The organism is Sphaerimonospora cavernae, assembly GCF_042435035.1.
In the GTDB taxonomy this organism is placed as follows: domain Bacteria; phylum Actinomycetota; class Actinomycetes; order Streptosporangiales; family Streptosporangiaceae; genus Sphaerimonospora; species Sphaerimonospora cavernae.
In genome coordinates this window covers 119286-138138 of the sequence record NZ_JBHMQT010000037.1, presented here as the reverse complement: position 1 = coordinate 138138, position 18853 = coordinate 119286, and the positions used below count along the sequence as shown (strand labels likewise).

At 67.2% G+C, this 18853-nt stretch carries 21 protein-coding genes; 7 read left to right on the top strand and 14 right to left on the bottom strand.

Annotated features, from left to right (window positions below):
- Positions 1–9: 9 nt before the first annotated feature.
- Positions 10–555, bottom strand: a complete 546-nt coding sequence (locus ACFHYQ_RS17805; protein ID WP_394302273.1) for a dTDP-4-dehydrorhamnose 3,5-epimerase family protein — start codon at positions 553–555, stop codon at positions 10–12.
- Between the two features lie 3 nt (positions 556–558).
- On the opposite strand from ACFHYQ_RS17805, the gene ACFHYQ_RS17800 reads away from it, so the two are divergent.
- A complete protein-coding gene (locus tag ACFHYQ_RS17800) occupies positions 559–1437 on the top strand; it encodes a glycosyltransferase (protein WP_394302272.1) in 879 nt (292 codons plus the stop codon).
- Positions 1438–1471: 34 nt separating this feature from the next.
- On the opposite strand, the gene ACFHYQ_RS17795 is transcribed toward ACFHYQ_RS17800, so the two are convergent.
- The 10 genes from ACFHYQ_RS17795 to ACFHYQ_RS17750 form a co-directional block, all read right to left on the bottom strand.
- Complete coding sequence (locus tag ACFHYQ_RS17795) at positions 1472–2668, bottom strand: glycosyltransferase family 4 protein (protein ID WP_394302271.1); 1197 nt, start codon at positions 2666–2668, stop codon at positions 1472–1474.
- Positions 2649–3965 (bottom strand): nucleotide sugar dehydrogenase, encoded by a 1317-nt coding sequence (locus ACFHYQ_RS17790; RefSeq protein ID WP_394302270.1) that lies wholly within the window; start codon positions 3963–3965, stop codon positions 2649–2651. The genes ACFHYQ_RS17795 and ACFHYQ_RS17790 overlap by 20 nt, the downstream gene beginning before the upstream one ends.
- A 368-nt stretch (positions 3966–4333) precedes the next feature.
- Positions 4334–5392, bottom strand: a complete 1059-nt coding sequence (locus ACFHYQ_RS17785) for a GNAT family N-acetyltransferase (protein ID WP_394302269.1) — start codon at positions 5390–5392, stop codon at positions 4334–4336.
- Positions 5393–5412: 20 nt separating this feature from the next.
- Complete coding sequence (locus ACFHYQ_RS17780) at positions 5413–6453, bottom strand: glycosyltransferase family 2 protein (RefSeq protein WP_394302268.1); 1041 nt, start codon at positions 6451–6453, stop codon at positions 5413–5415.
- A 17-nt stretch (positions 6454–6470) separates the two neighbouring features.
- On the bottom strand, positions 6471–7160 hold the full coding sequence (locus ACFHYQ_RS17775) for a polysaccharide deacetylase family protein (protein ID WP_394302267.1): 690 nt from the start codon (positions 7158–7160) through the stop codon (positions 6471–6473).
- A complete protein-coding gene (locus tag ACFHYQ_RS17770; RefSeq protein WP_394302266.1) occupies positions 7160–8041 on the bottom strand; it encodes a phytanoyl-CoA dioxygenase family protein in 882 nt (293 codons plus the stop codon). The genes ACFHYQ_RS17775 and ACFHYQ_RS17770 overlap by 1 nt, the downstream gene beginning before the upstream one ends.
- A gap of 30 nt (positions 8042–8071) precedes the next feature.
- Positions 8072–9013 (bottom strand): NAD-dependent epimerase/dehydratase family protein, encoded by a 942-nt coding sequence (locus tag ACFHYQ_RS17765; protein WP_394302265.1) that lies wholly within the window; start codon positions 9011–9013, stop codon positions 8072–8074.
- A 269-nt stretch (positions 9014–9282) separates the two neighbouring features.
- Positions 9283–10359, bottom strand: a complete 1077-nt coding sequence (locus ACFHYQ_RS17760; protein WP_394302264.1) for a 2-oxoacid:ferredoxin oxidoreductase subunit beta — start codon at positions 10357–10359, stop codon at positions 9283–9285.
- On the bottom strand, positions 10352–12211 hold the full coding sequence (locus ACFHYQ_RS17755) for a 2-oxoacid:acceptor oxidoreductase subunit alpha (protein ID WP_394302263.1): 1860 nt from the start codon (positions 12209–12211) through the stop codon (positions 10352–10354). The genes ACFHYQ_RS17760 and ACFHYQ_RS17755 overlap by 8 nt, the downstream gene beginning before the upstream one ends.
- A gap of 206 nt (positions 12212–12417) precedes the next feature.
- Entirely contained in the window at positions 12418–12495 is a 78-nt protein-coding gene (locus ACFHYQ_RS17750; RefSeq protein WP_394302323.1) for a putative leader peptide, read from the bottom strand.
- A gap of 247 nt (positions 12496–12742) precedes the next feature.
- Between ACFHYQ_RS17750 and ACFHYQ_RS17745 the strand changes: the two genes are divergently transcribed.
- The 5 genes from ACFHYQ_RS17745 to ACFHYQ_RS17725 all read left to right on the top strand — a co-directional run bounded on the left by ACFHYQ_RS17745 (position 12743) and on the right by ACFHYQ_RS17725 (position 15524).
- A complete protein-coding gene (locus ACFHYQ_RS17745; protein ID WP_394302262.1) occupies positions 12743–13114 on the top strand; it encodes an NADH-quinone oxidoreductase subunit A in 372 nt (123 codons plus the stop codon).
- 61 nt (positions 13115–13175) lie between these two features.
- Positions 13176–13694, top strand: coding sequence for an NADH-quinone oxidoreductase subunit B (locus tag ACFHYQ_RS17740; protein ID WP_446746303.1), 519 nt, complete (start codon positions 13176–13178; stop codon positions 13692–13694).
- Positions 13691–14296, top strand: coding sequence for an NADH-quinone oxidoreductase subunit C (locus tag ACFHYQ_RS17735; protein ID WP_394302261.1), 606 nt, complete (start codon positions 13691–13693; stop codon positions 14294–14296). Before ACFHYQ_RS17740 ends, ACFHYQ_RS17735 begins: the two co-directional genes overlap by 4 nt.
- On the top strand, positions 14289–15242 hold the full coding sequence (nuoH, locus tag ACFHYQ_RS17730; protein ID WP_394302260.1) for an NADH-quinone oxidoreductase subunit NuoH: 954 nt from the start codon (positions 14289–14291) through the stop codon (positions 15240–15242). Before ACFHYQ_RS17735 ends, nuoH begins: the two co-directional genes overlap by 8 nt.
- Before the next feature lie 108 nt (positions 15243–15350).
- Entirely contained in the window at positions 15351–15524 is a 174-nt protein-coding gene (locus tag ACFHYQ_RS17725; protein WP_394302259.1) for a hypothetical protein, read from the top strand.
- Positions 15525–15599: 75 nt separating this feature from the next.
- Here the strand turns inward: ACFHYQ_RS17725 and ACFHYQ_RS17720 are convergent, their stop codons facing one another.
- On the bottom strand, positions 15600–15890 hold the full coding sequence (locus ACFHYQ_RS17720; protein WP_394302258.1) for a GntR family transcriptional regulator: 291 nt from the start codon (positions 15888–15890) through the stop codon (positions 15600–15602).
- A 157-nt stretch (positions 15891–16047) separates the two neighbouring features.
- Here ACFHYQ_RS17720 and ACFHYQ_RS17715 point away from each other — a divergent pair, with 157 nt between their 5' ends.
- Positions 16048–16200, top strand: coding sequence for a hypothetical protein (locus ACFHYQ_RS17715; protein WP_394302257.1), 153 nt, complete (start codon positions 16048–16050; stop codon positions 16198–16200).
- A gap of 367 nt (positions 16201–16567) precedes the next feature.
- Here the strand turns inward: ACFHYQ_RS17715 and ACFHYQ_RS17710 are convergent, their stop codons facing one another.
- Together ACFHYQ_RS17710 and ACFHYQ_RS17705 are read right to left on the bottom strand one after the other, a co-directional pair.
- Positions 16568–18580: a hypothetical protein gene (locus ACFHYQ_RS17710; protein WP_394302256.1), complete on the bottom strand. Its 2013-nt coding sequence runs from the start codon at positions 18578–18580 to the stop codon at positions 16568–16570.
- A 26-nt stretch (positions 18581–18606) separates the two neighbouring features.
- Complete coding sequence (locus tag ACFHYQ_RS17705) at positions 18607–18849, bottom strand: hypothetical protein (protein WP_394302255.1); 243 nt, start codon at positions 18847–18849, stop codon at positions 18607–18609.
- Positions 18850–18853 lie beyond the last annotated feature (4 nt).

Below are 18853 nucleotides of genomic sequence, written 5' to 3'. Positions count from 1 at the left end.
CGCTCGCTTTCAGGCTCGGATTCGGCCTGCCAATTGTGCCCAGGACTCCGCCGCACGGTCTCGTTCGCTCACCAGGGTGACCGGAATCGGCCACCCGATGCCGAGATCGGGGTCGTCGTAGCGGACCGACAGATCCTCGGCGGGGTCGTGCCCCCGGTCGATCCGGTAGCAGACGTCCACGTCGGAAAGCGCCTGGAACCCGTGCAGGAGCCCCGGAGGCACATAAAGTGTCACGAACGCCTCGTCGTCGAGCAGCACCGAGAACGACTCGCCGAACGTGGGCGAGTCGGGCCGGGCGTCGACGAGGACGTCGTGGATCGCGCCGCGGGCGCATCGCACGAGCTTGGCCTCGCCCCTGCCCGCCCGCCCGTGCATGCCGCGTACCGTGCCGCGGTGCGAGCGCGACTGACTGTCCTGCACGAAGGACGCGGGGTCGAGCCCGACCCCGGCGGCGATCTCCACGTCGAACGTGCGGGTGAACAGCCCCCGTTCGTCACGGTGCGGTGTCGGGATGAAAAGCAGCACCCCGTCGATCGCCGTTCGTTCTACTCTCATCTGGTGGCCCTTCCGATCGTGAGCATCGTCGTGCCCGCGCACAACGAGGAGGGAGTCCTCGCCGCCAACCTGAGCCGCCTGCGTGAGGGGACGGCGCCCGGCGAGTTCGACATCGTCGTCGTCGCCAACGCCTGCACCGATCGGACGGCGGAGGTGGCGAGGGACGCCGGCGTGCGCGTCGTGGAGACCGCCACGCCGGGCAAGGCGAACGCGCTGCGGCTCGGCGACCGGGACTGCCGCACGTTTCCCCGGATCTACCTGGACGCGGATGTGGAGCTGACGGCAACGTCGGTGTACGCCCTCGTCGGTGCGGCGGCCCGGCCGGGAGCACTCGCGTGCGCGCCGGTCCCCCGTTGGGACCTGGCCGACGCCGGTCCGGTCGCCAGGCGGGTGCACAAGGTCCACGATCTGCTCGTCGCGCCGTCCCGGGGTCTGGCCGGCGTCGGGGCGTACGTGCTGACCGAGCAGGGGCACGCCCGGGTCTTCCCCATCCCGGACGTGATCTCCGATGACGGACTGGTACACCGTACGTTCGCCCCGGCCGATCGCACGGTCGTCGCCGAGGCCCGGACTCTGGTACGGCCGGCCGCGACGGTGCGGGCGCACCTGCGGCGCCGGATCCGCGTGCGGCAGGGCAACCGGCAACTCGACGCCATGGGACTGCCGCTGCACGAGGGGCGGCTGGGGCTGCGATCCCTGGTAGGCCTGGTGATCCGGGGGAAGGCGAGCCCGCTCGACGCGGGCTGCTACCTCGCCGTGCTCGTCCTCGACCGTGCTCTCACCCGGTTGCGGGCACTCACCCGGTCGCGGACGGTGCACGGAGATTGGGCGCACGGGGATTGGGGTACCGACACCGGCAGCCGAAGGAAAGCCGACAGATAGCATGTGAATCCCGTCGCACGCCCTCGGACAGCCCCTAGGAGCAGGCGGCGGCGTAGGCGGCCAGCAACGCCTTCCGCGAATGTTCCCATGACAGGGGACCGCTCACCCGGGCCCGTCCGATCTCGCCCATGCGGTGCCGCTCCTCGGGGGCGTCGAGCAGGAACGAGATCAGCTTGGCGAACTCCGACTCGTCGTTGGGCGGTGCGTAAACTGCCGCATCCCCGGCGGACACCCGCGCTTCTCGCAGGTCGAAGGAGACGACCGGACGGCCCATCGCCATGTACTCCATGATCTTGTTCATCGTCGAGACGTCGTTCAGCGGATTGTACGGGTCGGGGGCGAGGCAGACGTCCGCCGTGGACAGATAGCGAAGCAGGTCCTCATCGGGGATGCGGCCGGTGAACTCGACCAGGTCAGACAGGCCGAGCTTGCGGGAGAGCGCGACCATCGCGTCGAAGGCGTCGCCGGCGCCGATGAAGACCGCGTGCCAGTCGGTGCGTCGCAGCTCGTCGCGGAGCAGCGCGAGCGCCCGCAGCGCATAGTCGACGCCGTCCTGCGGACCCATCACCCCCAGATAGCACAGCAGGTGCGGCATGCCCCGCTTCAACGCCTCCTCGGCGGGGACCTCGTGGAAGCGCTCGACGGTGGGGGCGCTGCGCACCACGAAGACCTCCTCCGGCCTCTTTCCTCCCCTGGTCAGGGCGGTTTCGCGGTAACTCTCATTGGTCGCGATGACGACGTCGGCGGCACGGTAGGTGAGCCGTTCGAGACGACGGACCAGCCGGTAGAGAACGTCCTCGCCGCGGCCGAAGCGGGAAAGGTAAAGTTCCGGAACCAGATCGTGCTGGTCGAAGACGAAGCGGGCACCTTGCCGCTTCAGCGCGCGGGCCACGAGGAAGAGCAGGTCGGGCGGGTTGCACGCGTGAACCACGTCGATCCGTCCGGTCCGTCCGACGCGGCGGGCCAGGCGGAAGGTGTGCAGCAGTGACCAGCCGTACTCGCGCAGGTAGCCCAGAGGGCCGCCGGTCGCGGGCCGCAACGGGTAGCGATGGATCCGCACCCCGTCGATCTCGACCTCTGCCTCGGTGTCGCGCTTGGCCCCCTTGGGGCAGACGACATGGACCTCCCATCCGGCGTCGCGCAGAGACGTGCACTCCTGCCACACCCGGCGGTCGAACGGGACGGAGAGATTCTCGACGAGGATGAGTGCTCTACCAGCCAAGGCCCACATATCCCGGTTGTGCCCGGCGCCTCTCGGCGTCGGGGAGGCGGACGAGGTCGATGATCGTGCGATCTCCCGCGGCCTCGAGCACGCTCAACACGGCGGGTTCCGTGCAGCCGACGACGCACACCTCCGCGTGCGCGAAGACATCGCCCGCTGAATGACTCAGCAGCTGTCCCAGGTGGGGCAGCCGCTCCTCGACGTAGTCGCGGTTCGCGCCGATCAGCCGCGACAGTGAGACGTTCGCGTCGTAGATGCGCAGGTCGTATCCCTTGCCGAGAAGCCGTTCGGCCAGCTCGACCAGCGGGCTTTCCCGCAGATCGTCGGTGCCCGGTTTGAAGGAGAGGCCGAACAGCCCGACCCTCCGTCGGCCGGTGGCCGTCACCAGGTCGAGGGCGCGGCGCAGGTGCTCGTCGTTCGATGGCAGCACGTGCTCCAGCAGCGGTACGGAGACGTCCGCCCGTCGGGCCGCGTACACCAGGCCTCGCAGGTCCTTCGGCAGACAGGAGCCGCCGAAGGCGAACCCGGGCCGCAGGTAGGCGGGGCTGATGTTGAGCTTGCGATCGGCGAGGAAGACGTCCATGACCCGGTGGCTGTCCAGCCCGAGCGCGTGACAGATCGCTCCGAGCTCGTTGGCGAAGCCGATCTTCATGCCATGGAAAGAGTTGTCCGCGTATTTTGCCATTTCGGCGACGGGGATGGGCACGCGGAACACCTCGCCCGGGAGGCCTTCGTAGAGCTCGGCCACGGCGTCCCCGCTCGCGCTGTCGAGCTCTCCGATCACGGTCTTGGGCGGCTCGAAGAAATCGCGCACGCTCGTCCCCTCCCGAAGGAACTCCGGGTTGACCACGACGCCGAAGTCCACACCGGCTGACCGGCCGGACGCCTTCTCGAGGATTGGGATGAGCAGATCCGTGCAGGTGCCGGGCAGCATGGTGCTGCGGAAGACCACGGTGTGCCACTCGTGCCGCCCGGCGAGCGCGGCTCCGATCTCCTGGGCGACACGTTCGAGGTAGGCGGTCGAAAGGCTCCCGTTGGAGGCGGACGGCGTGCCCACGCAGACCAACGACATTTCGGTGGCCGAAACCGCCTCGGTAGCATCGCCGGTGGCGCGGAGCATGCCGGACCGCACCGCGTCAGCGGTCAGCTCTCCGATCTTCTCCTCCACGACGGGTGCCACGCCCTGTGTGATGAGCCCGGTTTTGACCGGGTTCACGTCGACGCCGATCACTTCGTGCCCACGGGATGCCAGGCAGGCGGCTGAGACGCAACCGACGTAGCCGAGCCCGAAAACGCTGATCCTCACTGTGCGCTGTCCTCCGTCAGCCGGTGGCGCGTGAATTGATCGAGGTTACGTGCTTTGAGATCGAGCAGAGTGTGGTGCGGCTGAGTGACCGATTCGGTCCGCAGAAAATATGAATATCGCTCACTGTTGAGCTCTGCATGGCGGAGTAATGTGCGGTCACACTGAATGGATCGCCGCCGCTCGTCGCCGTGTTACCGGGAATCGGAAAGTTCTGAGGCGGGTCTGGTTTCGGCGATCGGCAAACATGGTTATGGGAGGGGATTTAATATCTTTGTCGCATCATCGATTTCTGGTCGACGGTATAATCCTCTCTCTTCCGATTTCGGCCTGTCTGTGCAACTGGATGGCCGGGTGTGAAAACTGGAGGGTCACCGTCCGATCGCGCGGAATGTCCGGAGCATCTGGCGCAGGCCGGGACCCAGCGCCGACGACTTCGCCGCCTGGATCATGGCGTTTCGGGCATGACGCGCGGTCCTCCTGACCGGGTTCCCGGTGACCAGGCCCTGGCCCACCAGGATCTCGCCGGTCTTGGCACGCCTCTTGTACTCGTCCTCTCCCCGCCCGAGGTCGATCCGCTCGATTCCGAGGCTGGGGGCGGCGGACACCAACTCCCGCAGCAGCATCCACCCGGGAGCCAGATGACCGAAGCCCGGGTCGTAAACCGGGAACCACCAGTGCAGTACGCCGCCGGATCGCAGTCCGAAGTGCGCGGCGAGTAGGTGGGGGCCGGCGTGCAGGGTGGACAGCATGCCCTGGAAAGCCGAGCCGCGGGTACGCAACAGCCGGACCACCAGGTCTCGCCGGTCGGGGTCGGCGAAATAGTCGGCGGCACCGGTCGCGGCGTACTGGGCCCGCTTGAGGTCGATCACACGGTCCAGCATCGTGACGTCGACCGAGTCGGCCGCGAACCGTACGTCGCCGTAGGTCCGTTCCGCCTTCGCCGTACGGCGGCGCGCCTGCCCCATGTTGTCCTTGCCGGCCCGGGAGGCACGGCCCAGGTAGCCTTCGAGGCCGCCGCCCGTGTCGATGAACGGTGATGGACGCCTGGACTCCACCCAGGGCTCGAACTCCGGGTAGCCATCCAGCAGGTGGTCGAACTCGAAGCCGCGGACGCCACCGGTGAGAAGCCGCAGCGGTGGGAAGTGCGACCCCGGGGCGAGCACCGGCCCCTGAAAGTCCGCCGCCGGCCAGCCGACCGGCCGGAGCAGCGCGCGCTCCCGGTGACAGGGCAGCAGGGCGGTCACCTGTCCCGTCTCGTCACAGGCCACGGCCACCCGCACCTCCCGACCGCTGGCATGGACGGCGTGCGCGAAACCCGGATGGAAATAGGGGCTGGCCAGCAGCGGATTGGCGTCGCGGAACAGGTGCCAGGCATCGATTTCTCGCGCGGTCAGCGCGTCAAGGGTGGTCAGCCGCACCGTCGTCATCGTTGCTCCCTATGGGCGGATCAGCTTTCGAGCGCCCGGATCCGCCGTGACGGCAGCAGGAGCGCGAGGACCACCGCTCTCGACGTTCGCCGGCCCGTGAGCGCGCGCACCGCCTCGCCCAACACGAGAGCGAGGCGGTAGGCCACGGACGCCGGCGCGCCCCGGCGTCGCCGGAACAGTCGCACCTTGTTGACGGCGAGTATCGCGGCGAGTCTCGGGTTGACCCCGGAGTCGCCGCCGATATGCTCCACCACGGCCGTTGGCTCGTACCACAGCGACCAGCCCCGGTCCCCGGCGCGCAGCGCGTACTCGGTCTCCTCGCTGTAGAGGAAGAACGACTCGTCCCAGGGGCCGATATCGCGGATCAGGTCCGTCGCGATGAGCATGGCCGCTCCGGTCGCCCATGCCGCGGTGCCGGGGGCCTGGTATCGCAGGGGGTCGGTGACGAGTTCGCCGAGTGGGCCGATGCGTCCCGCGCGATCCCCACCGATCAGCGCCTCCGCCAGGGCTCGCCATACGGTCGGTTCTCTGCGGAGCGAGGGCTGTAGGCTGCCGTCAGGGTTGACCAGCCGTGGTACGGCGATGCCGCGGCGCGGTTCCCGTAGAGATCGGGCCAGCACGGCGAGCGAGCACGGTCGCAACCGGCAGTCCGGATTCATCACGAACACGGCGTTCAGGCGAGTGAGGTCGAGCGCCGCCACACCAGCGTTGACGGCGGCCGCGTAGCCCGCGTTACGACCGAGCCGTACGATCCTGACCGGCAGGCCGTCCGCCCGCTCGGCGATGCCGAGCGAATCGTCCTCCGACGCGTTGTCCGCGATGACGACGTCGGTGAGCTCCGCCCCGCGCGCCCCGTCGGTCAGGGATTTCAGGCATCCCTCCAGGACGTCGACACTGTTGTAGGTGACGATCACGATGGCCACCCGGGGGGCGTCCGGCGGCGTGCCGTCTTCGCCGGGACGGACGTGTGCGTCCCGGCGCTTTTCCGTGTTCGGCTGCATGCTGGACTCCGCGTTCGGTTCCATGCCGGGATCTACGTTCGGCTTCGTGCTCGACTTCATGCGGGACCGCCTCCCAGTCAGCCGCGCACACGTTTGAATGTGCGCGAGGCGAGTCTGCGTGCCCTGACGCGAAGCGGGTCCACGCCGTCGAGGATGCTTCGGGTCCATGCGGGATCGAGATCGTGACGCAGGCTGTTGCGCGGCTGGAGCCAGGAACCGGGTCGGGCGGGCCCGCCGTCGCTTGTGTACACCCGCGTCATGCGTGCCCTCCGCAAGCTGTGCAGGACCCGCCTGTCGTAGGACCCGAACGGGACGGCCACCCGTGAGACCGGCCGGCCGGTGATGGCTTCGATGACGGCGCCTGCCTCGATGATCTCCTCATGCGCCTGGCTCGCGTTCATCCGCCGCCAGTCGCGGTGTGCCCACCCGTGCGAGCCGACGGGCATCCCGGCGCACATGAGCTCGCGTACCCCGTCGGCCGTCAGCCTTCCCGGCTCTCCCAGCAGGCCCGCCAGCACGAAGAACTCCCCGGTGAGGCCACGCTCGATCAACCGGGGAAGGGCGATCTCCACATCTGACGCGTTGCCGTCGTCGAAGGTGATCCGGACGTCGGGACGGCCGACGATCGCGTCGAGCACCTGCTCGAACTGTGCCACGCTCACCCAGGTTGTGTCCTCACCGGGATCAAGCGCGCGAGGTGCTTGGCCGATGCCGTGAACCGTGAGGTTGACGACCTTTTCGGAGGCTTTCTGGGGAGCGGCGGGCATCAGGCCTTCCCCTCGTACGCGAGCGCCACGTCCTCGGGTATCCGCTCCAGGTCACGGAGGCGCAGGAAGTCGCGGAGCGTGGTGCCGGTGCACGCGCAGTCGACGTTGGGCGCCTCACGCCTGGCGACCACGTCGTCCAGATGAACGGTGCGGAAGTCGATGCTGAACCGGGTCTTCCCCGAGGTGTTCGGCACCGAGGAGTGGAGTTGGTTGCCGGAGAAGATCATGATGCCGCCCCGCTCGGGGACGAGCGTGACCCGGGGTTCCAGCTCGACCGGCTCTACCGGTTTGGGCTGCTCCCTGGTGTCCTTGCCGATGTGCTGGGCGGCGTTGAACCGGCTGGTGCGATTCCACTCGTAGTAGTCGTAGCGATGTGAGCCGTTCTTCACCGGGGTGTCCCAGTAGCGCGGGTGGAAGGTCATCACGTTCTCCGGCACCACCTCGAAGATTGGGATCCACCAGTTGACCTGGCACAGCGGCGCCGAGTACCACGTGTCGCGGTGCGGATGGAAGGCGTAGGCGATGCCAGTGGTGAGGTAGTCGTCCGACGTGGACGAACGCATCCGGGGGACGTCGAAATACGTTTTGTCGGGATTGCAGCCAAAAGAAACCAGTAGTGCCTGAAGTAGTTCCTTTGATGTGGGATGGTGAATGAACCTGGGTTTGAGCTCGGCCAAGATGGCGGCGAACTTCTCGACGGGCATCTCGTGCTGCGCGGTCTCCGGGTCCAACCCGTCGAAGGCCTCGGCGATCAGACTCCGGGCGAACTCGATCAGGGCGAGGGATTCCGGAACGGCCGAATAGAGGAATACCTGACCGCCGTAAAGGCGCGTCCGGCGTTCCGCGTCATCGAAGCGAGGATTCGAGAAGGTGACGGTCACACCACAGTTATCGCTCGTTCCCTTTCTTTGTTACCTTTTCCCGACTGCCTCCCGGGCGTACCAGGAGAAAGTTCGCTTCAGGCCCTCTTCGAGGCCGACAGCGGGACGCCACCCCCCCAACGCCTTCGCCGCGGGCTCAAGGTCGGCGGTCTGGGAGATGTCATGCGGACGGTCGGGGACCGCGCCGAATTCGGGTGCCCGCGTGCGCCCGGCGAGGCGGAAGAGGAGTTCCACCGTCTCCCTGACGGAGACCCGGGTTCCCGTGCCGACGTCGAAGATCTGGCCGACCGCCCCCTCGCTCCGGGCCGCCGTCACGAACGCGTCGACCACGTCGTCGACATACACCCAGTCGACCAGCTTCGCCCCGCTGGTGAGCCGAGGCTCCTCGCCGCGCAGCAGTGCGAGCGTCACGTACGGCACCAGCTTCGCCGTGTCCTGCTGGCCGGGGCCGTACACCATGGTGGGCCGCAGGATCGTGATCGGCACGTCCCACAGCCGCTGGAACAGCTGGGCGTAGCCGGTCGCCGCCCATTTGGCCATCGCGTAGGGCGAGGGTGGCGGCGAGTGGCCGTTGGCCGGTCGCGGCTCCTCGCTCGACCCGCACAGCAGCAGGCGGACGTCCGGTCGGGCGATCGCCGCACTGAGCACGTTGACCGTGCTGATCAGGTTGTGCTCCAGCGTCGGCAGCACGACGTGGGGGTCCCGGGCCCCGTTCACCTCACTGGCCAGGTGGAACACCACGTCCGGACGCGCGACCCCGAAGATCTCCAGGGTGGCGTCCGCGCCGCGCAGGTCGGCGCGGTGCCAGATCTCTCCGCACCCCGCCCGCTCAGGGGGTCGACGGCTCACCGCATGGACCTCGGCGCCGAGTGAGGCGAGCCGTCCCACCAGGTGGGAGCCGATGAAACCGGTGGCGCCCGTCACCAGCGCCCGCGTTCCCGCCCACGCTTCTTCCCTGTCGACGACTGTCAAGGCAGCGTGCCCATTTCGTGGTCCTGTATCGACGGGATTCCGGTTAGATCACTGACCGGGCATGCGTGGGTCATCTGATCTCCTAGGCCGTTTCGCATGATGGAAGTGAAATTGTCGCAGGTCGCCGCCCCCCCTTGGGAGATCTTCAGAAAACCGTGAGGTGGCGGAAGGCGGGCGCCGGGCGACGAGCCCCGGATATACGCGGACATAGGCGGACATATGCGAAGGGACTCGCGCGATGGCGAGTCCCTTCGTCAGGTGGTCCTTGTTCAGTTGATCTGCCAGGTGTCGCCGGAGTGGAGCAGGCCGGCGAGGCTGCCGGGGCCCTTGGTGGCGATGGCGGTGTCGACCTGCTCGTTGAGGAGCTGGTCGTAGGCGGGGCGGTCGACCGAGCGGAAGATCCCGATCGGTACGTGCTCGAACGCCGGGTCGTCCAGCCGCGACAGTGCGAACGCCACCGATGGGTCGGGGTTGTGCGCGTCGTGGACCAGGATCTCGCTGTCGGCGATGTCGGCTCGGCGTACGACCTCGACCCCGCCGGTCGGCGACAGCCGCACCGCCTTCTCGTTGTCACCGGTGCCGAACACGATCGGCTGCCCGTGCTCGAGCTTGACGGTGATGTCGTCGCGGGTGGCGGGGTCCTTCAGCGCCTCGAAGGCGTTGTCGTTGAAGATGTTGCAGTTCTGGTAGATCTCCACCAGCGAGGCGCCTTGGTGGGCGGTCGCCTCACGCAGCACGCCCTGCAGGTGCTTGCGGTCGGAGTCGATGGTCCGGGCCACGAAGGAGGCCTCGGACCCCAGCGCGAGGGAGATCGGGTTGAACGGCTTGTCCAGCGATCCCATCGGGGTCGACTTGGTGATCTTCCCGACCTCGCTGGTCGGGGAGTACTGCCCCTTGGTCAGCCCGTAGATCCGGTTGTTGAACAGCAGGATGTTGAGGTTGACGTTGCGACGCAGCGCGTGGATCAGGTGGTTGCCGCCGATCGACAGCGAGTCGCCATCCCCGGTGATCACCCACACCGACAGGTCCGGCCGGGAGGCCGCCAACCCGGTCGCGATGGCCGGGGCGCGGCCGTGGATGGAGTGGATGCCGTAGGTGTTCAGGTAGTACGGGAAACGTGAGGAGCAACCGATCCCGGAGACGAACACGATGTTCTCGCGCTTGAGTCCGAGCTCGGGCAGGAACGACTGCACCGCCGCCAGGATGGCGTAGTCGCCGCAGCCGGGGCACCAGCGGACCTCCTGGTCGGACTTGAAGTCCTTCAGTGTCTGCTTGCCCTCGGCCCGGGGCACCAGGGCCAGGCCCTTGCCGTTCAGGCTCCCGTTGCCGTTGTGGATTTCAGTCACTTTCGATCACGTCCCCGATGACGTCACTGATCACGCCGGCGAGCTCTTCGGCCTTGAACGGAAGGCCGCGCACCCGGTTGTAGCTGATCACGTCGACCAGGAACCGGGCCCGCAGCAGCATGGCGAGCTGGCCGAGGTTGATCTCCGGCAGCAGCACCTTGTCGTAGGCGCGCAGCACCTCGCCGGTGTTGGCCGGCAGCGGGTTCAGATGCCGCAGGTGGGCCTGGGCGACCTTGTGCCCGGCCGCGCGGGCCCGCCGTACTCCTGCCGCGATCGAGCCGTAGGTCGACCCCCAGCCGAGCACGAGCACCCGGGCGTCCCCGTCAGGGTCGTCCACGGCAAGGTCGGGCACGTCGATCCCGTCGATCTTGGCCTGACGCAGGTGAACCATTCGGTCGTGGTTGTCCGGATCGTAGGAGATGTTTCCCGACCCGTCGGCCTTCTCGATGCCGCCGATCCGGTGCTCCAACCCGGCGGTCCCGGGCACCGCCCACGGACGCGCCAACGTGTCCGGGTCGCGCTGGAACGGCAGATAGGTCGTGCCGTCCTCGCCGTTCGGCTCGGTCGCGAACTCCACCGAGATGTCGGGGAGCTCGTCGATCTCGGGGATGCGCCAGGGCTCGGACCCGTTGGCCAGGTACCCGTCCGACAGCAGCATCACCGGCGTGCGGTACTTCAGCGCGATCCGCGCCGCCTCGACCGCCATGTGGAAGCAGTCCGCCGGGGTGGCCGGGGCCAGCACCGGCACCGGCGACTCACCGTTGCGGCCGAACATCGCCATCAACAGGTCGGTCTGCTCGGTCTTGGTCGGCATCCCCGTGCTCGGGCCGGCCCGCTGCACGTCCACGATGACCAGCGGCAGCTCGGTCGCCACCGCAAGGCCGACGGTCTCGGCCTTCAGCGCCACGCCCGGGCCGGAGGTGGTGGTCACGCCCAGCGACCCGCCGAACGACGCCCCGAGGGCGGCGCCGACCCCGGCGATCTCGTCTTCGGCCTGGAAGGTCCGTACGCCGAACCGCTTGTGCCTGGACAGCTCGTGCAGGATGTCGGAGGCCGGAGTGATCGGATACGACCCGAGGAACAGCGGCAGCTTCGCCTGCACCGACGCCGCGACCAGCCCGTAGGCCAACGCCAGGTTGCCGGAGATGTTCCGGTACACGCCCGCCTTGAGCCGGGCCGGCTTGACCTCGTACGACACCGAGAACGACTCGGTGGTCTCGCCGTAGTTCCACCCCGCCTGGAACGCCGCGATGTTCGCCTTGGCGATCTCGGGCTTCTTGGCGAACTTCGCCTCCAGGAACGCGAGCGTTCCCTCGGTCGGCCGGTTGTACAGCCACGACAGCAACCCGAGCGCGAACATGTTCTTGGCCCGCTCGGCGTCCTTCTTGGAGACGTCGAAGCCCTCGAGCGCCTTGACCGTCAGCGAGGTCAGCGGCACCGCGTGCAGACGCCACTCGGCCAGCGAGTCGTCCTCCAGCGGGTTGCCGTCGTACCCCACCTTGGTCAGATTGCGCTTGGTGAACTCATCGGTGTTGGCGATGATGTCCGCCCCGCGCGGCAGGTCCGACAGGTTGGCCTTCAACGCCGCCGGGTTCATCGCGACCAGGACGTTCGGCGCGTCCCCGGGGGTCAGGATGTCGTGGTCGGCGAAGTGGAGCTGGAAGCTCGACACCCCGGGCAGCGTGCCCGCGGGAGCCCGGATCTCCGCCGGGAAGTTGGGAAGCGTCGACAGGTCGTTGCCGAACTGAGCCGTCTCCGCTGTGAACCGATCACCTGTGAGCTGCATTCCGTCGCCGGAATCACCCGCGAACCGGATGATCACACGGTCGAGTTGCTGAACCTGCTTGGTCACAGCTCCTCAATCCTCCTCGACACGCCCGGGCCGCCCTGCCCGGCGCGCGTTCCTATATCCATGCTAGATCCATCGGGGCCACGCCTTGTTTTCCATCGTGCGAACATTGACGTGCGTACTATCGGGGCTTGCCGTTCAGGGGGGAGGCGGGCTTGGAACCCGCATCTGACGCCCTGTCTGTGGCTGGACCGAGGTCGGCGGCCATATCAAGCTCGCGGGCCATCCGGGCGACACAGCCCCGCCGCGAGCCGGCACAGGTCGACGTGCAAGCGAGCGAAGAGCATCTTCCGGGTCACGATCCTCAACTATATGCGGGAGGCCGACCTCGGTCCCTCATTGCCCACTCTTTGGGATCGCCGCTTCCGGCCCGTGGCCGTGCCGTGCCGCTGCGTGGCCGCTGAATGGCCGCTGTGTGGCCCTGTGTGGCCCTGTGCGGCGCTGAGTGGCGCTGTGTGGCCGCTCGGCGTCGGCGTAGGCTCGATGGTGAGGGCTCCGGGGGCGTACCGAAGGTCGTACGGGCTGGGAGGCGGCTTGAACGGATATTTCGGGTCGTATGCCGTCGTCGCGGTCCTACTCCTCATCGGCGTGGCGATCTTCGCCGGGGGACTCATGGCCAATCGCGCCCTCCGGCCGCACCGGCCGACGCCGGAGAAGCTGCTCACCTACGAATGCGGGATCGATCCCGTCGGCGAGGGATGGGCGCAGTCGCAGATCCGCTACTACGTCTTCACATATCTCTACGTGGTCTTCGCGGTCGACGCGGTCTTCCTCTTCCCCTGGGCCACGATCTTCGCCGCGCCCGGGTACGGCATGGCCACCCTCGTGGAGATGTTCGTCTTCCTGGGCTTCATCGCCCTCGGCATCCTGTACGCCTGGCGGAAACGGGTGCTCACCTGGACCTGACGCGGTCCGTGCCGGGCACGACCATTCGCCGGGAGGCCCGCCGGAAGAGCAGAATGGGGATATGGCGGTGAGCGACCTTCCGACGCCGACTGTCGGGCCCGGATCCCGGCTGGCGCCCAAGCCCATGAAATTCGTGCTGAACTGGGGGCGCCGCTATTCGCTGTGGGTGTTCAACTTCGGGCTGGCCTGCTGCGCCATCGAGTTCATCGCGACGTCGATGAGCAGGCATGACTTCATCCGGTTCGGGGTGATCCCGTTCGCGAACGGCCCCAGGCAGGCCGATCTCATGATCGTTTCTGGCACGGTGACCGACAAGATGGCCCCGGCGGTCAAGCGGCTCTACGAGCAGATGCCCGATCCCAAGTACGTCATCTCGTTCGGGGCCTGCTCCAACACCGGCGGGCCGTACTGGGACTCCTACTGCGTGACCAAGGGCGTCGACCAGATCATCCCGGTCGACGTGTACGTCCCCGGCTGCCCGCCCCGGCCCGAGGCGCTGCTCCAGGGCATCATGAAGCTCCAGGAGAAGATCGCCGGTGAGACGCTGAGCGACCGGTACCTGCCGGGCGGGCAATCGTGAGCGCCGCGCCCGCTTTTACGGCTGCGGTCCAGGAGCGGTACGGCTCGCGCGTCCAGCTCTCCGACTCGTTCGGCGAGCTCGTGGTGGACGTGGCACCGGACGACTGGGTCGAGGTGCTGTCCTTCGCCAGGTCCCGGGGCTTCGAGTTCTTCGACTGGCTGACCGGTGTGGACGACCCGCCGGACGGCTTCCACGTCGTGGCCCACGTCTTCGACCCGGTCGCGATGGCGCACCTGCTGGTCAGAACTCGGGTGCCGCGCGCCGATCCCCGCCTGCCGACCGCGACCGGCGTCTTCCGCGGAGCCGACTGGCATGAGCGGGAGACGTTCGAGATGTTCGGCGTGGTCTTCGACGGCCACCCCGATCTGCGGCCGCTGCTGCTGCCCGACGGGTTCGAGGGGCATCCGCTGCGCAAGGACTTCGTACTCGCCGCCCGGGTCGCCAAGGCCTGGCCGGGGGCCAAGGAGCCGGGTGAGTCCGGCCATGGGTCACCCAGCCGCCGCAAGATGCTGCCGCCCGGCGTCCCCGCCGACTGGGCCGGCGGTGGCGGGGGAGCCGCACGCGAGTCCGCGCGAGGGGAGGAGCAGACGGGCGGTGGCTGACCTGCTCGACATCGCGGTACGGCTGGTCGCCATCGTGGCGGCGTTCCTGTTGCTACCGCTGATCGTCGGGCAGATGGAGCACAAGGCCATGGCCCACATGCAGTCCCGGCTCGGGCCGATGTACGCCGGGGGTTTCCACGGCTGGGCGCAGCTCATCGCGGATGGGGTCAAGTTCGCCCAGAAGGAGGACGTGATCCCGGCCGCCGCCGACCGACGGGTGTTCGCCATCGCGCCGGCCGTGGCGCTCGTGCCGTACCTCGTGGTGATGGTCGTGATCCCGGTCGGCCCCGGGCTGGTGGGGGTGGACCTCGACGCCGGGCTGTTCTTCGCGCTGGCCGTGATGGGCATCGGCGTGCTCGGCGTGATCATGGCGGGGTGGGCGTCGGCCAACAAGTACAGCGTGCTGGGCGGCATCCGGGCGGCGGCCCAGCTCATGTCGTACGAGCTGCCGCTCGTGCTCGCGGCCTCCAGCGTGGCGATGGCCGCCGGCACGCTGTCGCTGCAGGGGATCGTCGAGCAGTGGCGGTGGTGGTGGCTGCCCTGGCAGGCCATCGGTGCGATGGTCTTCTTCGTCGCCGGGCTGGCGGAACTGCGCAGGCCGCCGTTCGACATGCCGATCGCCGAGTCGGAGATCATCATGGGCCCGATGACCGAGTACACAGGCCTGCGGTTCGCCTTGTTCATGCTCGCGGAGTACGCCGGGATCGTGGTGCTGTCGGCGCTGACCACCGTCCTCTTCCTCGGCGGCTGGCACGGCCCGCTGCTCCCGGGGCCCGTCTGGACGCTCGCCAAGGTCTTCGCCCTGGCGTTCGTGGTGATCTGGCTCCGGGTGAGCTATCCCCGGCTGCGGGAGGACCAGTTGCAGAAGCTCGCCTGGATCGGCCTCGTCCCCCTTGCCCTCCTCCAACTCGCCCTCACCGGCGTAACCAAGGTCCTCATGACCTGACCGTACGCCCGTCCCACCGACGGCAGACGTCCTACGGTGGCTGGGTGGGAACTCTGGCGTGGGCACTACGAAACGATGCCGCGGCGGTTTTGGGAGGAGTGGACAGAGATGGCTGGGGATGATGACACCGTCGCGAAGTCCATCCCGGTCGAGCGGCGCCGCCGCTGGGTGCCCGCCACGGAAATCATCGGCGAACTGCTGCTGCTTGGTCATGACCAGGCGGGCCTCGCCGAGGAGTTGCGGGGCATGCTCGACGACACCACGGACGATCTCCCGTGGTGAGGCTCGTTACCGCCGATGGCTCACGAGCAGGGCCCGAGTGACTGCCGATGCGGACGTGCGACAGCAGGTGCCTGCCTACGCGGAGTCAGTCGCCGAACCCGCCGCCTCCGGTTCGTCGCTCTCAACCCCGTCCTCCTCGCCCTGGGGGCTGACGAAGCTTCCGAGGTTCGGAACCGTATAGAGGAGCCCCTCCTCTCTCAGCTTCTTCATCGCCTTGCGCAACGTGCCCCGAGCCACGCCGAACTCCTGCATGAGTTGCACCTCTGACAGGAGGCGTTTGGGTTGGTATGTCCCATCGACGATGCGATTCCGTAGTCGCTCAGCAACTTGAACCCACACGTAGCGATCGGGTTCGAACTCCATCATGTCGACAACCGTAGGAAAACATGCCGAGCTACCCCTAACCAGCCCATGCCATGTGATGGCATGGACAGGCATGTACAGGAGGAGTACGCTCAGTCATGTGAGAACTTCAACGAGTGCAGACCTTGACGAGGTCCGCAGAGCGTTTTCCGGTTGGGCGATGTTCCGCAGTGACGAAGGGGCGTACTACGCCACCAGACGTGGCGTGATCTTGAGCGGCGAGCAACTCAAGCTAGGTATGTACAAGACCGTGGCTGCCGAGGATCTGCCAACCCTGGTCGAACTCCTCCACGAGCAGGCGAAGCTCAATTGACCTCATTCAGCGGGCTGCTCACAAGTCTCCGTCAGCCATCAAAGCGGACACTTCCAGTCAGGCCAAGCGGCCGTCGCCTCATCTTCCCAGGTGTGCAGAGTCTTCCCGTGGTACACGGTGTCTCGATGCGTGCTGATCCATGCGGTGAAACTGGCGTCGGGCTTGACTCTCCCGTTCTCCAGCCAAGAGCGTCCTCGCAGCTCGCTTTGGGGTACAAGACGATGGTCTATAAAACACTGAATGACGACTGTCAGAGCGAAACCGCGGCGAGACAGTTCACTATCAGGCGACTGTGTTTGATCGCGGTTACAGGCCGTAAGAACCAGGGCGACAGAGATCAGTGTTGCACATGTCTTCGCGTGCGAACTCATTGCTGGAACCTCATTGCGATCTGGGCTTCCTTGACCCACTCCCCGAGGGTTTTGTCGCCATACTTTGTGTCTGTGTGTTGGCTCAGCCATGCCGTTAAGGCAGGGTTCGCCGATACTTGGCCGCCGCTGAACCAGCTAGCGTTTTCCGGAGGATGTAGAACGCCTGCGTTGACCAATCCCTGGATGACTGGTATTTCGACATGAAAAACTTGACTCCTGAAGGCATCGGCATTGTTCTTGAGAGCTTTCAGGGCGTTATCGGTATCGAAGAGTTCGCTCGCCACGGGTGTAGCGGATCCAGTGAGGAACTGCGTGATCGTGCCGGGCCCCCAGGGGTTGGTGAAGCTGATTGCGCCGAAACCTCCGGTAACCGCGGCGAGGGCCACCTGGTTCCGTGTCGCCTGTTCGTCCTTAAGTTCTCCTTCAGCAAAACGCCGATCGGCTTGAACGCGTTCGATCAAACCATATAAACCCGCCATTTCGCTGAGATAGTTGGCGTCTGAGGGATCCTTGATGGTGGCGGTGACGGCAGTAGATATTCGAGCATCCAGCATGCCTTTGAATCTGCCGAACTCCTCTGGGTCGCCGAGCGTTTTGTTGAAGAAATCCGCCAGTTGGGTGCCGTCGATGACGGAAACCCACGGATTCCCATCAACGTCACCAAGTGGAACTGCGCCCGAGCCGTAGGGGCGAGTCACTCCCATGGCGAAGTCGGGGAGGTAGCGGTCGGCGGTGTAGATGAGGGATTGGCGGATCTCGTGGGGGAGGATTTTGTCGGGGTGGAGCTTGGTGAATTCGGAGGTGGCCTGGACGATATGGACGACGGACCAGGCCGATTCCTTGGCGTCGTCGGAGGCGCCTCTCGGTGCGGACACCGCAGCCTTGAGGAATTCGGCGGCATGGGAAGTCAGATCGATCCGGTCCACCGTGAGTGAGGGATCCGCGCCGCTTGCCTTGCCGTACGGTCCGACCTTGACACCGGGTGTGTGCCAGTCGTCGCTGACGAGCATCTTCGCGTACTTGAGACCGCTGTCCGGGTCGCCGAGCACGTGGCGGGCGGCCCGGCCGTTCTGGGTCGCCCGTTCCATCACCGCCAGGACCGGGTCGAAGTCGGCGATGCGTTTCTGGTACAGAGCGCGATCCCGGTCAAGGATGCCGCCGTGGTCAGGTGGGATGGGGACGTGGACCTTGCCGGCGGCGCGGGCGTCGAGCATGGAACGGGTGACCTCGGCGAGGAAGTGGGAGTCCCAGGACTTGCCGTCGGGGCCGTACTTGAAGAGCATGCCGACCGACCAGGGGTCGGAACTCCTGGTGATCGCGGCCCTGGCCTGCGGGGACAGCAGTGGACGGCTGTCCTTACCCGTGCCGACGCGCATCTGGCCGGCCGCCGCCAGCGACGAGCCGAGCGCCCGCAGGATGCTCACGCTCTCCGCGCTGAACAGCGTGGTTCCCGTTCGGTTGTAGAGCGCCCGGGCGGCCTGGAGTGCCAGCGGCGCGGCCTGCGCCCAGAACGCGGCGAGGTAGGGCTTGTCGTTGAGATGCTGGGTGAGGTGCTCCCGCACTCCCGACAGGCTCACCCGGACCGCCTCCGGGTCCGTGCCGGTGAGGGCGTCCTTCATCGCCTGGACGTCCTGCTCGGCCTGATAGCCGCTCTCACCCGTGGTGGCCCAGTCGAGTTGCACGTACGGCGAACGCGGGCCGATGAAGCCGGGTTTGTTCGCCGGGGAGGGCCGACGGCCCGGGGACAGCAGTTCCGAAAGCGGTGCCGGATCCCACCCGTTCTCGTTCGCCAGGCCGTGCGCCTTGGTGGTGCGGGCGTCCATGTCCCGGGTGTCGTTCAGCGCCGAGTCGATCAGGCGTGGCAACGGGGCGAAGCTGACGTCGCTGCCCCACTGCTGCATATTTTGCTGAATTATTGGCCCATTTCGGATCAGCACCTCATGCAGCCGTTGCAGACGCTTGGCCAACTCCGCAAGGTTGACGGGGTTGACGCCGACGAATTCCCCCACTACATCCCCTTCTCGGCACGACGTACCTATAGGGCGGCTCTTCGGCGCGTCGCCTCCTCCAGCCGGGCGACCAGGTGCGGCTGCTCGCTCAGCACGGCGTGCAGCAGCGCGGTGAGCTGGGATTTTCGAGCGTTCCAGTCAGCCGCCCAACGATCGGCGGCAGGTCCCTTCCAGGTGGCGTCGCCGAACATCCCCGGTACGGCGCCGAGCGCGTCGAGGACCTCGTGTACGGCGGCGGCCGCGGCGGCCATGTCCGTTCTACACTGCACGACC

Bases quoted from the DNA above. Each gene is read 5' to 3' on its own strand.
- ACFHYQ_RS17805 (WP_394302273.1), bottom strand. From the start codon at position 555: ATGAGAGTAGAACGAACGGCGATCGACGGGGTGCTGCTTTTCATCCCG.
- ACFHYQ_RS17795 (WP_394302271.1), bottom strand. From the start codon at position 2,668: ATGTGGGCCTTGGCTGGTAGAGCACTCATCCTCGTCGAGAATCTCTCC.
- ACFHYQ_RS17785 (WP_394302269.1), bottom strand. From the start codon at position 5,392: ATGACGACGGTGCGGCTGACCACCCTTGACGCGCTGACCGCGCGAGAA.
- ACFHYQ_RS17780 (WP_394302268.1), bottom strand. From the start codon at position 6,453: ATGAAGTCGAGCACGAAGCCGAACGTAGATCCCGGCATGGAACCGAAC.
- ACFHYQ_RS17775 (WP_394302267.1), bottom strand. From the start codon at position 7,160: ATGCCCGCCGCTCCCCAGAAAGCCTCCGAAAAGGTCGTCAACCTCACG.
- ACFHYQ_RS17750 (WP_394302323.1), bottom strand. From the start codon at position 12,495: ATGCTCTTCGCTCGCTTGCACGTCGACCTGTGCCGGCTCGCGGCGGGG.
- ACFHYQ_RS17740 (WP_446746303.1), top strand. From the start codon at position 13,176: ATGGCGGTGAGCGACCTTCCGACGCCGACTGTCGGGCCCGGATCCCGG.
- ACFHYQ_RS17725 (WP_394302259.1), top strand. From the start codon at position 15,351: ATGGCTGGGGATGATGACACCGTCGCGAAGTCCATCCCGGTCGAGCGG.
- ACFHYQ_RS17720 (WP_394302258.1), bottom strand. From the start codon at position 15,890: ATGATGGAGTTCGAACCCGATCGCTACGTGTGGGTTCAAGTTGCTGAG.
- ACFHYQ_RS17715 (WP_394302257.1), top strand. From the start codon at position 16,048: ATGTTCCGCAGTGACGAAGGGGCGTACTACGCCACCAGACGTGGCGTG.